At 62.2% G+C, this 13,815-nt stretch carries 11 protein-coding genes; 4 read left to right on the forward strand and 7 right to left on the reverse strand.

All coding sequences use genetic code 11. The features are described from left to right. Window positions 1-55: 55 nt before the first annotated feature. A complete protein-coding gene (locus F6S08_RS19065; protein ID WP_315872162.1) occupies window positions 56-2,095 on the reverse strand; it encodes an NADPH-dependent 2,4-dienoyl-CoA reductase in 2,040 nt (679 codons plus the stop codon). A gap of 211 nt (window positions 2,096-2,306) precedes the next feature. Here F6S08_RS19065 and F6S08_RS19070 point away from each other — a divergent pair, with 211 nt between their 5' ends. Together F6S08_RS19070 and F6S08_RS19075 are read left to right on the forward strand one after the other, a co-directional pair. Continuing rightward, entirely contained in the window at window positions 2,307-3,437 is a 1,131-nt protein-coding gene (locus F6S08_RS19070; protein WP_065924138.1) for a carbon-nitrogen hydrolase family protein, read from the forward strand. 4 nt (window positions 3,438-3,441) lie between these two features. Further along, on the forward strand, window positions 3,442-4,476 hold the full coding sequence (locus F6S08_RS19075; RefSeq protein WP_065924139.1) for an AraC family transcriptional regulator: 1,035 nt from the start codon (window positions 3,442-3,444) through the stop codon (window positions 4,474-4,476). 8 nt (window positions 4,477-4,484) lie between these two features. Here F6S08_RS19075 and F6S08_RS19080 read toward each other — a convergent pair whose 3' ends face one another. Together F6S08_RS19080 and F6S08_RS19085 are read right to left on the reverse strand one after the other, a co-directional pair. Next, window positions 4,485-4,742, reverse strand: coding sequence for a hypothetical protein (locus F6S08_RS19080; RefSeq protein ID WP_137212152.1), 258 nt, complete (start codon window positions 4,740-4,742; stop codon window positions 4,485-4,487). A gap of 26 nt (window positions 4,743-4,768) precedes the next feature. Further along, window positions 4,769-5,245: a MarR family winged helix-turn-helix transcriptional regulator gene (locus tag F6S08_RS19085; protein WP_027606249.1), complete on the reverse strand. Its 477-nt coding sequence runs from the start codon at window positions 5,243-5,245 to the stop codon at window positions 4,769-4,771. A gap of 145 nt (window positions 5,246-5,390) precedes the next feature. Between F6S08_RS19085 and aceE the strand changes: the two genes are divergently transcribed. Continuing rightward, window positions 5,391-8,051, forward strand: coding sequence for a pyruvate dehydrogenase (acetyl-transferring), homodimeric type (aceE, locus tag F6S08_RS19090; protein WP_315872163.1), 2,661 nt, complete (start codon window positions 5,391-5,393; stop codon window positions 8,049-8,051). A gap of 1 nt (window position 8,052) precedes the next feature. On the opposite strand, the gene F6S08_RS19095 is transcribed toward aceE, so the two are convergent. Together F6S08_RS19095 and F6S08_RS19100 are read right to left on the reverse strand one after the other, a co-directional pair. After that, a complete protein-coding gene (locus F6S08_RS19095) occupies window positions 8,053-8,835 on the reverse strand; it encodes a DUF2242 domain-containing protein (protein WP_027606248.1) in 783 nt (260 codons plus the stop codon). 89 nt (window positions 8,836-8,924) lie between these two features. Beyond that, window positions 8,925-9,821, reverse strand: a complete 897-nt coding sequence (locus F6S08_RS19100) for a LysR family transcriptional regulator (protein WP_065927027.1) — start codon at window positions 9,819-9,821, stop codon at window positions 8,925-8,927. A gap of 115 nt (window positions 9,822-9,936) precedes the next feature. Here F6S08_RS19100 and F6S08_RS19105 point away from each other — a divergent pair, with 115 nt between their 5' ends. Continuing rightward, window positions 9,937-11,142: an MFS transporter gene (locus F6S08_RS19105; RefSeq protein ID WP_315872164.1), complete on the forward strand. Its 1,206-nt coding sequence runs from the start codon at window positions 9,937-9,939 to the stop codon at window positions 11,140-11,142. Here F6S08_RS19105 and F6S08_RS19110 read toward each other — a convergent pair. Both F6S08_RS19110 and F6S08_RS19115 read right to left on the reverse strand, forming a co-directional pair. Further along, on the reverse strand, window positions 11,089-11,613 hold the full coding sequence (locus F6S08_RS19110) for a GNAT family N-acetyltransferase (RefSeq protein WP_141690815.1): 525 nt from the start codon (window positions 11,611-11,613) through the stop codon (window positions 11,089-11,091). The genes F6S08_RS19105 and F6S08_RS19110 overlap by 54 nt on opposite strands. 101 nt (window positions 11,614-11,714) lie before the next feature. Further along, a complete protein-coding gene (locus F6S08_RS19115; RefSeq protein WP_027606244.1) occupies window positions 11,715-13,589 on the reverse strand; it encodes a SurA N-terminal domain-containing protein in 1,875 nt (624 codons plus the stop codon). Window positions 13,590-13,815: the final 226 nt, after the last annotated feature.

Consider the following 13,815-nt stretch of genomic DNA (forward strand, 5'->3'; position numbering starts at 1 on the left):
GGCGGCATCTGCATCGAAAAAGGGGCGGTAGTCTAACACCGCCCCTTGCGTCGCCTTACAGCTCGGCGGCGAGCCGTGAGCCTTGGTTGATGGCGCGCTTGGCGTCCAGCTCGGCCGCCACATCGGCGCCGCCGATCAGGTGCACGTTCTGCCCTGCGGCGACCAGGCCGTCCTGCAACTCGCGCAGCGGGTCTTGCCCGGCGCAGATGACGATGTTGTCCACGGCCAACAGCTGCGGCTCACCTTCGGCACCGATGCGGATATGCAGGCCGTCATCGTCGATCTTCAGGTACTCGACGCTGTTAAGCATCTGCACGCGCTTGTTCTTCAAGCCGGTACGGTGGATCCAGCCGGTAGTCTTGCCCAGGCCGTCGCCGACCTTGGAAGCCTTGCGTTGCAACAGGAACACATCACGGGCCGGGGCATGGGGTTGCGGCTTGATCCCGGCCACACCGCCACGGGCTTGCAACTGGGTGTCGATGCCCCACTCTTTCCAGAACGCTTCGCGGTCGAGGCTGGTAGACACGCCTTCATGCACGAGGAATTCCGACACGTCAAAACCAATGCCGCCGGCGCCGATCACCGCGACGCGCTTGCCCACCGGCTTGCGCTCGAGGATCACGTCCAGGTAGCTCAGCACTTTGGCATTTTCAACGCCCGGAATCGCCGGCGTGCGCGGCGCAATGCCGGTGGCCAGGACGATCTCGTCGTAACCGCCCGCCACCAGTTGTGCGGTGTCGACACGGGTGTTGAGGCACAGCTCGACGTGGGTGGTCTGCAACTTGCGATTGAAGTAGCGCAGGGTCTCGAAAAACTCTTCCTTGCCCGGTACGCGCTTGGCGATATTGAATTGGCCGCCGATCTCACTGGCCGAATCGAATAAGGTCACCTGGTGGCCACGCTCAGCCGCCACGGTGGCGGCGGCCAGGCCTGCGGGGCCGGCACCGACCACGGCGATTTTCTTGATCTGCTTGACCGGCAGGTAGTTGAGTTCGGTTTCATAGCAGGCCCGCGGGTTGACCAGGCAGGTGGTCAACTTGCCGCCAAAGGTGTGGTCCAGGCAAGCCTGGTTGCAGCCGATGCAGGTGTTGATTTCATCGGCGCGGCCGGCGGCGGCCTTGTTGACGAACTCGGGGTCGGCGAGGAAAGGCCGCGCCATCGAGACCATGTCGGCATCGCCTTCGGCGAGGATCTGCTCGGCAATCTCCGGTGTGTTGATGCGGTTGGTGGTGATCAACGGGATCTGCACCGCACCGCGCAATTTGGCCGTGACTTTGCTGAACGCGCCACGGGGTACTTTGGTGGCGATGGTCGGGATACGCGCTTCGTGCCAGCCGATGCCGGTGTTGATGATGGTCGCGCCGGCCTGCTCGATGGCCTTGGCCAACTGCACAATTTCTTCCCAAGTGCTGCCGCCTTCCACCAGGTCGAGCATCGACAGGCGGAAGATAATGATGAAGTTCGGGCCCACCGCTTCACGCACGCGGCGCACGATCTCCACCGCCAGGCGCATACGGTTTTCGTAGCTGCCGCCCCAACGGTCGGTGCGGTGGTTGGTGTGGGCGGCGAGGAACTGGTTGATGAAGTAACCTTCGGAACCCATGATTTCCACGCCGTCGTACTCGGCGACCTGGGCCAGCAGCGAGCAGGTGACGAAATCCTGGATCTGCTTCTCGATGCCTTCCTCGTCCAGCTCCTTGGGCTTGAACGGGTTGATCGGCGCCTGGATCGCACTCGGCGCCACCTGTTTTGGGCTGTACGCATAACGGCCGGCGTGGAGGATCTGCATGCAGATCTTGCCGCCCGCTTCGTGCACGGCCTGGGTGACGATCTTGTGCTTTTGCGCCTCGCTATCGGTGGTCAACTTGGCTGCACCGGCATACACCCCGCCTTCATCATTCGGGCCAATGCCGCCAGTGACCATCAGGCCCACGCCGCCACGGGCGCGCTCGGCAAAGTAGGCCGCCATGCGCTCGAACCCACCGGGCTTTTCTTCCAGGCCCGTGTGCATCGAGCCCATCAGGGTGCGGTTGCGCAAGGTGGTAAAACCCAGGTCCAACGGGGCCAGCAGGTGCGGGTAGGCAGCAGCGGTCATGGTACAGCTCCACAACGGATCATCACGGGACGTGGAGGGCTCGAATGGCACCCCATCGGTTTATGTCCCACAGACTAAGAGGCGGTGGACGACGGCTCAATGACTGAAACTGACAAGTTATTGATCCAAATGCACAGCGCCCCTTGGCAAGCCGCTGCCGGGGCCCTACCCTAGTCGCGAACCCTGCACCCGGTCTGTTGTCTGTTGCCCCATGCGTAAACTTCTCGCTTTTACCGTCTCCATGGCCCTGGTTGCCGCAGTCGCCGCGTATCTGGTCTGGACCCAGGAGCGCCCCGTGGGGCATTACCTGTCGGACCTGCGCATCACCCTCGCCGTCAACGAAGGCCTGCCCGCCGATCGCGGCAACTTGCTGGGCATCCAGCCGGAGCTGTTTCCCGCCGATTACCAGAGCCTGGAACGCCTGCACCTGAAGCTCGCGGCCTATCTGCAAAAGGCCCGGGACCAGGGGTTGATCAACGAAAAAACCATCGTGGTGCTGCCTGAACATATCGGCACCTGGCTGATGTTGACCGGTGAAAAAAATGAGGTGTACCAGGCGCTGCACGTGAAGGATGCGATGAACTGGCTGTCAGTCAGCAACCCGCTGCTGTTTGCGCGTGCCTGGATCAGCGCAACCGGCGATAACCGCACCGATGACGCCTACCTGCGCATGAAAGCCTCCGGCATGGCGCGGGACTATCAGGTGCTGTTCGGCGGCCTGGCCAAGGAGTTTGGTGTCACGCTGGTGGCCGGCTCCATCGCCCTGCCCAACCCCAGCGTCAGCCAGGGCCAACTGCAGGTCGGCCATGGCGCCTTGTACAACGCCAGCGTGGTGTTCGCGGCGGACGGATTGCCCCTCGGTGATCCCCAGCGCCAGCTTTATCCGATCTACGATGAACGCGGTTTTATCGAACCCGGTGACGAAAACATCGTCAGCGTGGTCGACACCCCGGCCGGGCGCCTCGGCGTATTGGTCGGCAGTGACAGCTGGTACCCGGACAACTATCGCAAGCTCAACGAGCAAGGTGCGCAACTGATTGCGGTACCGGCCTTTGTGCTGGGTCGCGATACCTGGGATCGACCATGGCGCGGCTTCAAGAGCGTGTCCACGCCACCGGAAATCAGCCTTAAGCCTGAAGAACTCAGCGAAGGTGAGGCCTGGCGGCGCCTGACGCTGATCAGCCAGCAACCCGTCAGCCAGGCAACCGCTGGCATGAGCGTATTCCTGCGTGGGCAGTTCTGGGACCTGGGCACGGCCGGGCACAGCTTTCTCAGCAGCTACGGGCAGATCAGCGCCGACGGCGACGCCCGTGGTGCGCGCCTGCTGAATATCTGGCTGTAACCCCGTGAAGCCGGTGCGCCTGGGTGATTTGTCGGTGGGCTTCGTGCACACTCTGGCCGACGCGATCCACAGCCACGGCCTCGACCCGCAACCGCTGCTGCTGCAATACGGCCTCGACCCCGCGCGCCTCGCCGAAGCGGGTGCACGCTTGTCGATCCCCCGTTATATGCGCCTGGGCCATGCGGCCATCCAACTCACCGGCGACCCCGGCCTGGGCCTGCGCATGGGCCAGCTCAGCCGCCTGAGCCAGGCCGGGCTGGCCGGGGTCACCGCCGCCCAGGCACCCAACGTACGTGAGGCGGCGCGCACCCTGACCCGCTTCGAGGCGCTGTACGGCTCCAACTATCGCGGCCAATCAAGTTTTCACGAGGACGCCGAAGGCGCCTGGCTGCGTTTCTATTCCATCAGCCCCTATAACGCCTACAACCGCTTCGTGGTGGACTCGATCATCGCCGGCTGGCTGCAGCAACTGTCGAGCCTGGCCCAGCAAACGGTGCAGGCGCAGCGGATTGAAATCGAGTTTGAAGCGCCGGACTACAGCGAACAGTACGCGGTGCTGGGCGATGGCCCGATCCAGTTCGGCGCCGACGCCAATCAACTGCGCCTGAGCCAGCAAACCCTGGCCCTGCGCAACCCGCAGCATTGTCCGAGTACCTGGCACCTGTTGCTGCAACTGTGTGAACGGGAACTGGAGCAGTTGACCCGCACCCGCAGCCTGCGCGAGCGCATTACCCGGTTGCTCGGGCCGATGCTCAATGGCGGCCGGGAACCCGACCTGGAAGAAGTGGCGGCACGCTTGAAGCTGCCGACCTGGACACTGCGCCGCAAACTGGCCGAAGAAGGCACACAGTTTCGCGCGATTCTCAACGATACCCGCCGCGACCTGGCCATGACCTACATTCGCGATACGGAACTGGCATTCGGCGAAATCGCCTACTTGCTCGGTTTTGCCTCGGCCCAGGCGTTTCAACGGGCGTTCAGGCGATGGAACAACCAGACCCCAGGGGAATTTCGCCGCAGTCAGCGGCATTCCGCCTGAAGTCGGTCTTACAGCTCGGTGGCGTCATCGGCCGGATCCAGAGGATCCAGTTCAAAGGCCTGGTACTCCAGCAGTTCTTCCTGGTATTCGTCCATGGTGGGCTCCTTGTTTTGAATTAAAAGCGGCTGCAGATAAATGACCTGCACAGCCAGCCTAAAGTGCCGTGATGACGAAAAAATGTCGACGTCATGACGTTCCTGCACTCCAGGATTAAACGTAGCAGCGTTGTGCGGATTTAGCACCGGGGTTTTGAGGCGCGATTGCAATCAGGGATGCACTGAAATGGAATGCATCAAGTTTCAGACTTGCGTCGACCACGGGTTTGGACACCCGCCTCCACCGCCATCCCGGCGGTACGCTCCAACGCCTCGGCAAACGCCTGGCGCTGCTGCGGTTCGATCTGCGACAGGAACAACTCGTCCACCGTACTTTCGTAGATCTTCCACATTTTTTTACGCAACGCCCGGCCGGCATCGGTGATCGACGCAAAGGCCGCGCGCCCATCGCCGTCGGAACGTGAACGCAGCACCAGGCCGTCCTTTTCCAGGCGATCTACCAGGCGCGTGAGGTTATAGCGCTCGATGGCCAGCACATCGGCCAATTCGTGCATGCGGCGGGTGCCTTCGGGGCCGCTTTCAAGGCCCCACAGTGCATCGTACCAGGCGTAAGGCGGCAAGTCGGCGGCCGCCAGGCGGCGCTCGATTTCACGGATGACCGTCCTGTGGGCCCTGACAAAACGGAACCATACATCAGGCTCTTTCGACGACATGCAACACCATCCGGCGGATTTCAAGAAGGTTGCAATAGTAGCTCATCCCGCGCTAGATTCGGCCATGTAGTTGCAATTGCAACAACATTGACGACGTTCCCACAAGGAGCCCGCCACTTGAAATCCGCCGACCCTGGAGCCTCACATGACCCCGAATAACGTAGTCAGACGCGACGTCGATCCACAGGAAACCCGCGAGTGGCTGGAGTCCATCGAATCGGTGCTGTCCACCGAAGGTCGCCCGCGCGCCCATTACCTGATCGATCAGTTGCTGGATTTCGACGTGGCGCGGCATGGTGATTTCTACGGGCGGGTGACCACGCCTTACGTCAACACCATCCCGGTGGAACGCCAGTTGCCCTACCCCGGCAACCTGGTCATCGAACGCCGTATCAACGCGTTTATCCGCTGGAACGCCATGGCCATGGTATTGCGTGCAGGCAAACACTCCGGTGTGGGTGGGCATATCGCCACTTATGCGTCAGCCGCTGTGCTGTACGACGTAGGTTTCGACCACTTCTTCCGTGGCCGCACCGACAACTTCGACGGCGACCTGGTGTACATCCAGGGCCACTCCTCGCCAGGCATCTACGGCCGTGCCTACCTCGAAGGCCGCATCAGCGAAGCACAACTGGATAACTTCCGCCGCGAAGCCGGTGGCGAGGGCATTTCGTCCTACCCCCACCCACGGCTGATGCCGGACTTCTGGCAATTCCCCACCGTGTCCATGGGCCTCGGGCCGATCACGGCGGCCTACCAGGCGCGCTTTATGCGCTACCTGGAGTTTCGTGACCTCAAGCAACACCAGGGCCGCAAGGTCTGGGCATTCCTCGGTGATGGCGAAATGGACCAGCCGGAATCCCTGGCCGCCATTTCCCTGGCCGGGCGCGAGAAACTCGACAACCTGATCTTCGTGGTCAACTGCAACCTGCAACGTCTGGACGGCCCGGTACGCGGCAATGCCAAGGTGATCCAGGAGTTCGAAAGCCTGTACCGCGCCGCCGGCTGGAATGTGATCAAAGTGATCTGGGGCGGTGGCTGGGATGCGCTGCTGGAAAAAGACACCGGCGGCCTGCTGCGCCAGCGCATGATGGAGTGCGTGGACGGTGACTACCAGAACTACAAATCCCAGAACGGCGCCTATGTGCGCGAACATTTCTTCGGCAAATACCCGGAGTTGCTGGCACTGGTTGCAGACCTGTCCGACGACGATATCTGGAAACTCTCACGGGGCGGCCATGACCCGGACAAGGTCTACAACGCCTATGCTGCCGCCGTACGCCACAGCGGCCAACCAACGGTGATCCTGGCAAAGACCGTCAAGGGCTTTGGCATGGGCGAAGCCGGCGAAGGCCAGAACATCAATCACCAACTGAAAAAGATGGGCGCCGATGCCGTCAAAGCCTTCCGCGACCGCTTCGGCCTGGAAGTGCCCGATGAGCAACTGGCTGAAATTCCGTACCTCAAGCCCACCGCCGACAGCGAAGAAGCCCGTTACTTCGCCGCGCGTCGCCAGGCCCTGGGCGGCTATGTACCCGCGCGCCACACGGCGGTCGAACCGTTGCAGATCCCCGAACTGAGCGCCTTCGCCACTCAGCTCAAGGACACTGGCGAGCGCGCGATATCAACCACCATGGCCTTCGTGCGCATCCTCGGCACCCTGCTGAAAGACCCGAACCTGGGCAAGCTGATCGTGCCCATCGTGCCGGACGAATCACGCACCTTCGGCATGGAAAGCCTGTTCCGTCAGATCGGCATCCACTCTGCCGTCGGCCAGCTCTACACCCCACAGGACTCCGGGCAACTGAGCTATTACAAGGAGAGCAAGGACGGACAGATCATGCAGGAAGGCCTGAATGAGTCCGGGGCCATTTCCTCGTGGATAGCGGCGAGTACGTCCTACAGCAATCACGGCCTGATGACCGTGCCGTTCTACATCTTCTATTCGATGTTCGGCTTCCAGCGCGTCGGCGACCTGGCCTGGGCAGCGGGCGATGCACGGGCACGTGGTTTCCTGCTGGGTGCCACGGCCGGGCGCACCACGTTGATGGGCGAAGGCCTGCAGCATGACGATGGCCATAGCCATATCCTGTCGTCGGTGATTCCGTGCTGCGTGTCCTATGACCCGACCTTTGCCTACGAACTGGCGGTGATTATTCGCGAAGGCATGCGGCGTATGTATATCGAACAGGAGGATACTTACTACTACATCACCCTGCTCAACGAAAACTACCCGCACCCGGCGATGCCCGAAGGTATGGAGGATGGCATTGTTAAAGGCATGTACCGCCTGAGCGGCAGCCAGCACGCCAAGGTGCAACTGATGGGCAGTGGTTCGATCCTGCGCGAAGTGATCGCCGCCGCCGACCTGCTCGCCAACGACTTTGCCGTGCAATGCAATGTATGGAGCGTGACCAGCCTGACCGAATTGCGCCGTGACGGGCACGCGGTGGAGCGCTGGAACCTGTTGCACCCCGAGCGTGAGCCACGCGAGAGCTACGTCGAGCAATGCCTGGCCGGGCAAACGGGACCGGTGGTGGTGGCGACGGATTACGTGAAGCTGTTCGCCGATCAGATTCGTCCGTTCGTGCCGGGCCGACGCTTTGTCGCACTGGGCACTGATGGTTTCGGGCAATCAGACACCCGGGAAGCCTTGCGCGCGTTCTTTGAGGTGGATCGCCACTTCATCGCCCTGGCTGCCCTGAAGGCACTGGCGGATGACGGCGTGATCGGTCGCGACAAGGTCAGTGAAGCGATCAAACGCTACGGGATCAACGTCGACAAGGCCGACCCCGTAGCGGTTTGATTTACTGCGCAGGCGTCGGCAGGGGCGGAATCGCTTCTGTCGGCGGCGGCAGGTCCGGCGTGGTGGCAGCGGGTGCGGGCTCGGCCTGCGGCGCAATCGGTGCAGCCTCAGGCGCGGGCACAACCGGCTCCGAGGCAGCCGGTGCGGCAGGCTCTTCCTTCGGCGCCTCGACTTTCTCTGCAGCCGGTGCGGCCTTCGGCTCCGGCACACCGAGGTCGGCCTTGGGCTGCTCGGGGATATGCTCGGCCTTCTTCACTTCCTGTGGCAGGAACACATCCACCAACGCAAAGTAACGGTCGTAGAACTTCGGCGCGGACACCGTCTCACTGGCCACCTTCACCATCGAGTCATCGGTAGAGCCGATCGGCATCGACACCGACCCCAGCACGCCCACGCCCAGGCTCGCGGAGTTGTTGACCTTCTTCAGCGCATAACGATCCTGCAGGGCATTGGCGAACATCGTCGAGTGGTTCTTGCCTTTGCCATCATCGGCGCACACCACGTTGAAGCTGATCTGCAGGTGCGTTTCGCCGGTCTGCTGGAAGCTCTTGTTACCCACGACCAGTTTCGGATCGCTGCTGGTGATGATGTAGCCCTGGCTCAGCAAGGCGCGCCGCGCGGCCTCGCACGCCGCTACATCGGTAACCGGGTAATCCCGGGAAAATGTACCGGAGTCGTCGAAGTTCTCATGTTCATAAATAGCGGTCTTGGGTGACGAGCAGCCCGCGGCGCCCGCCAGCACCAGCGCCAGCCCGAGGCTACGCAAGTGGAATGATGTCGACATTGATAATCCTGAGGAAAACGGTCTGGGCGGTATTGTGCAACAGAACGAGGCCTTGGCGCGCGCATTCCTGTCGGTAAAACGTCACAGGGTTACGCGCCGGGGCCTGCAGGGAAAAGCCCGGCGCACATATGGTCAATAAATACGCGGAGCTTGGCCGAGGTATGGCGACCGGGCCACAATATCCAGAAATTGCCCCGATGCTCCAGGTCATCATCCAGCACCCGTTGCAAGCGCCCTTCGTCCACGGCCTGGTTGACCATGTAGTCCGGCAGGCAGGCAATGCCCAAGCCCTCGAGCACCACATGCTTGAGGGACTCGATGGTGGTGCTGACCAGCGGCGTACGCAACAGCGGTTCCGCAGCCCCCGGGGCAAGGCGCAACGGCCAGGGCTCGAGCTTGCCCGTGGCGCAGAACTTGTGGCGCAGGCAGGCGTGGCCATTGAGGTCCTGTGGTTGCTGCGGCGTGCCGTGTTGGGCGAAGTAGCCCGGCGTGGCGACGAGTACCAACTGGTAGTGGCCCAGATGACGCGCCATCAAGCGCGAATCTTCCGGCTTGCCCGTGCGAATCACCGCATCGAAACCTTCCTCGATCACGTCCACCATGCGGTCGGAAAAATCCACGTCCAGCTCGATCTCCGGGTAGGTGCGCATAAAGTCACTGAGCACCGGCATCAACAAGCCGCGCACCTGCGGCACACTGATGCGCAACTTGCCCCGTGGCGTTGCAGCGGCGTCCGTCAGCTCCTGCTCGGCCGCTTCCACCTCAGCGAGAATCCGCCGCGAGCGCTCAAGGAACAGTGCACCTTCACTGGTCAAGGTGATACTGCGCGTGCTGCGGTGAAACAGCCGCACGCCCAGGCGCTCTTCCATCCGCGCAATGCTTTTGCCCACGGCCGACGACGACACCCCCAGCACGCGGCCGGCGGCGGTGAAGCTGAGCGTCTGCGCCACCTGCACAAATACCGACAGGCTGCCCAAGCTGTCCATGATCTGCCTCCAATTACGGACATCCGCGTCCGATAAGTTCGGAACCTTAGCCTGTTTTTCCGTCAACCACAGCGCCCTACTCTGCCTGCTTGCCCTTTTACCTGGATAAAACGTCATGAGCAGCAGCCCTTCACTCACCGCATCAGCCCAGCGGGATTCTTTACCCTTGGGCGGTCTACTGGCCCTGGCCAGCGCCGGCTTTATTACCATCCTCACCGAAGCCATGCCCGCCGGGCTTCTGCCGCAGATGGGCGACGGCCTGGGCGTGTCGCCCGCCTTGGTCGGCCAATTGGTTACCCTCTACGCCCTTGGCTCCCTGCTGGCAGCCATCCCGCTGACGCTGCTGACCCGCGGCTGGCGCAGGCGGCCGTTGTTGCTGCTGGCCATTGGCGGCTTTGCCTTGGTCAATAGCGTAACCGCGCTGTCCAGCCATTACGGGTTGACCCTGGTGGCGCGCTTTTTTGCCGGGGTCTTCGCCGGGTTGCTGTGGGCGTTGCTGGCGGGTTATGCGAGCCGAATGGTGGCGCCACACCTGCAAGGTCGCGCCATTGCCGTGGCGATGCTGGGTGCACCCCTGGCGCTGTCGCTGGGTGTACCTGCGGGCACCTTCCTCGGCACCGCCGTTGGCTGGCGCTTGAGCTTTGCGATCATGACCGGGCTGACCCTGGTGCTGCTCGCCTGGGCACGCTGGCAACTGCCGGACTTTGCCGGCGAACGGGCGGATAAACGCCTGGGGCTGCGCCAGGTGCTGAACCTGTCGGGCATTCGTCCGGTGCTATGGGTGACGTTTACCTACGTGCTGGCCCACAACATTCTGTACACCTACATCGCCCCGTTGCTGGTGCCCGCAGGGGTCGATGCGGACGTTGACAGAGTACTGCTGGTGTTCGGCCTCGCGGCAGTGCTGAGCATCTGGCTGGCAGGTGTATTGATTGACCGGTGGTTGCGCGCCTTGCTGCTGATCAGTTGTGCGCTGTTTGGCCTGATCGCCCTTGCGCTGGCGTTGTGGATCAATGTGCCGGCAGTCATCTATATCGCCGTGACGTTATGGGGCCTGGCGTTCGGCGGTTTGCCGGCATTGCTGCAAACCGCACTGGCCCAATCGGCGGGCAAGTCGGCGGATGCCGCACAATCCATGCTGGTGACCGTGTGGAACCTGGGGATAGCCGGTGGCGGCCTGGCGGGTGGCGTATTGCTTCAAGGTTGGGGCGTCACGGCCTTTCCATGGGCGGTTGTGCTTCTGATGCTGCTGGCCTGGGCCGGTGCATCACAGACGGCGCCCCAGCAGTTGGCCCGGCCACCCCGCCAAGTCGAACGTTGAAATGCGCTGGTAGCCACAGGACTCATAAAAACGCACCAGATCCCCTGTCCCGCCGCCGTAGCAGTCCACACGCAAGCGCGTGACTCCTGCTGCGCGGGCCTGGTCATCGGCAAAGGCCATCATGCGCCGGCCAAGGCCGCGAACACTCGGGTCACGCGCGGCAATCAACAGGCGCACATACACCTCGGGCTCAGTCGCCGAAGGTACATAAGGCATGGGGTCGCCCACCACCAGCGCTCCTCGGAGATGCCCCTCGGGGTCCTCGACAACCCAGGCCCCGGGCAACGCGCAGGCTTCAGCCACTTGCGCGACCCGCCGGGGCGACCCCGACCAGGGCTCGGTGCCCCACTGATGGGTATTGCCCCTGCCAACGAACCAGGCGATCACCTCGTCGAACACCTGCAGCACCGCAGGAACATCCGCCACGCTGGCGCGGCGGATCAGCAAGCCATCCATTCCTTGAATCAACACGCTTGGAACTCCCGGGTCGACGATACCGAGTACCCAGTCTAGCGCACACATAAAAAAGCCCCCGGTCTTTTCAGGCCGGGGGCTTCTTGTTCAAAGCGACATCAGTACTTCTTGATATCAGCCTTGGTTTCCAACTGCTTGCGGTACGCCGCAAAGTCCTGCTGGCCGACACGGGAAGCGAGGAAGCGGCGGTATTGCGCCTTTTCTTCGTCCGTTGGGGCGGCCGCTTCGTTGACGCCGTTCAAGCGCACGATCACCAGGCTGCCATCAGCCAGGGTCACGGTGGTGAAGGTCGGCTTGTCCTTGGCCGCAGGCTTGGGCATGCGGAACAGGGCTTGCAGCACGGCCGGGTCAATCGCTTCCTGGCTACGGGTAGCCGCTTCAGTGACTTTCCAGGCCTGGCCGTCGACCGGCTGGTTCAGCGGGGTCTTGCCATCACGCAGGCTGGCGATCAGTTCGTCAGCGTGAGTCTTGGCAGCCGCGCTGGCGCGCTCCTTGGCCATCTGTGTGCGAATCGCCGCGGCAACGCTTTCCAGCGGCAGTTGCGCCGGTTTGCGGTGCTCTTTGGCACGCAGCACGATGATGGTTTCCGGGTCCAGCTCGATGGCGCTGCTGTTGGCACCCTCATCCAGCACTTCCGGGCTGAACGCAGCGGTGACCACGGCGCGGTTGGCCGCGACACCGTCACCACCTTCACGGCCAAACGGCGCGGAGGTGTGTACGGTCAGCTTCAGGTCCGATGCTGGTTGGGCCAGGTCGGAGGCTTCGAATGCCGCATCTTCCAATTGCTTGGTTGCTTCGACAAAACGCTGCTCGACCTGTTGGGTCTTGAGCTCGCGGGTCAGCTTGTCTTTCAGGCTGGCAAACGTCGGCACTTGCGGTGCTTCAACGCCCAACAGCTTGATCAAATGCCAACCGAAGGTGCTGCGCACCGGCGCCGAAACCTGGTCTTTGTTCAACGCGTACAAGGCAGCTTCGAAGTCAGGGTCGTAGACGCCAGGGCCGGCAAAGCCCAGATCGCCGCCATTGTTGGCCGAACCTGGATCCTGGGAGAACTCCTTGGCCAGGGCCTCGAACTTCTCACCCTTGGCCAGGCGTGCCTGGATTTCTTCGATCTTGGCCTTGGCTTGCGCGTCGGTGACCTTGTCGTTGACTTCAATCAGGATGTGCGCGGCACGACGCTGTTCAGCGAGGTTGGCGGTTTCTTTCTGATAGGCAGCCTGCAGTTCATCGTCCTTGACGCTGACCTGGTCGAAGAAGGAAGACTTCTTCAGTTCCAGGTAGTCAATGACCACCTGGTCCGGGGTCATGAACTCCTTGGCGTGCTGGTCATAGTAAGCCTTGACCTCGTCGTCGGTGAGTTTCACCGCCGCAGGGTTGGCCTTGATATTGACGGTAGCGAAATCGCGGGTCTGTTTTTCCAGACGGGCGAATGCCAGCACTTCGGCGTCGGTCACGAAACCGCTGCCGGCGATGCCTGCGCGCACCTGGCCGATCAGCATTTCCTGGGTCAGCATCTGACGGAACTGCAGACGGCTGTAGCCCAGCTGACGGATCACCTGGTCAAAGCGTTCGGCGTTGAACTTGCCGTCCACCTGGAATTCCGGCGTCTGCAGGATCACCTGGTCCAGTGCAGCTTCAGAGAAGCCAAACTTGGAGTCGGCAGCGCCTTGCAGCAGCAGCTTGCGATCGATCAGGCCCTTGAGGGCCGCTTCGCGCAGCAGTTTTTCGTCCAGCAGTGAAGCATCGAAATCCTTGCCCAGCTGTTGCATCAGCTGGCGACGTTGCATGTCGACGGCCTGGCTCAGTTCAGTCTGGGTGATTTCTTCACCGTTGACCTTGGCCACGTCCTGCTTGGTGTTGGTCGAAGCCTGGAAAATGGCCTCGATACCGGTGAACGCCATCAATGCGACGATGATCCCGATAATGGTCTTGGCAATCCAGCCTTGTGAATTGTCCCTGATATTTTGCAGCATGCGTCCCCCAGAAACGGTTGAACTTCAAAAATTGGCAACCGTGGAGCGTGGGTAGAGTCCGGATAGAAGAAAGGCGCATCCGAGGATGCGCCTTCTCGTAACTGGCGGAGCGGACGGGGGGTTGAATCTACACCCCCGGCTTGGCGACCCGATGGATACTTGGGTCAGCTTTCGCTCCGCTGCCAGGCCAGACCTGCGTCCGACCCGGGTAGCAAAGGCTTGATCG

The organism is Pseudomonas sp. JV449 (assembly GCF_032424295.1).
GTDB classification, from domain to species: Bacteria; Pseudomonadota; Gammaproteobacteria; order Pseudomonadales; family Pseudomonadaceae; genus Aquipseudomonas; species Aquipseudomonas marginalis.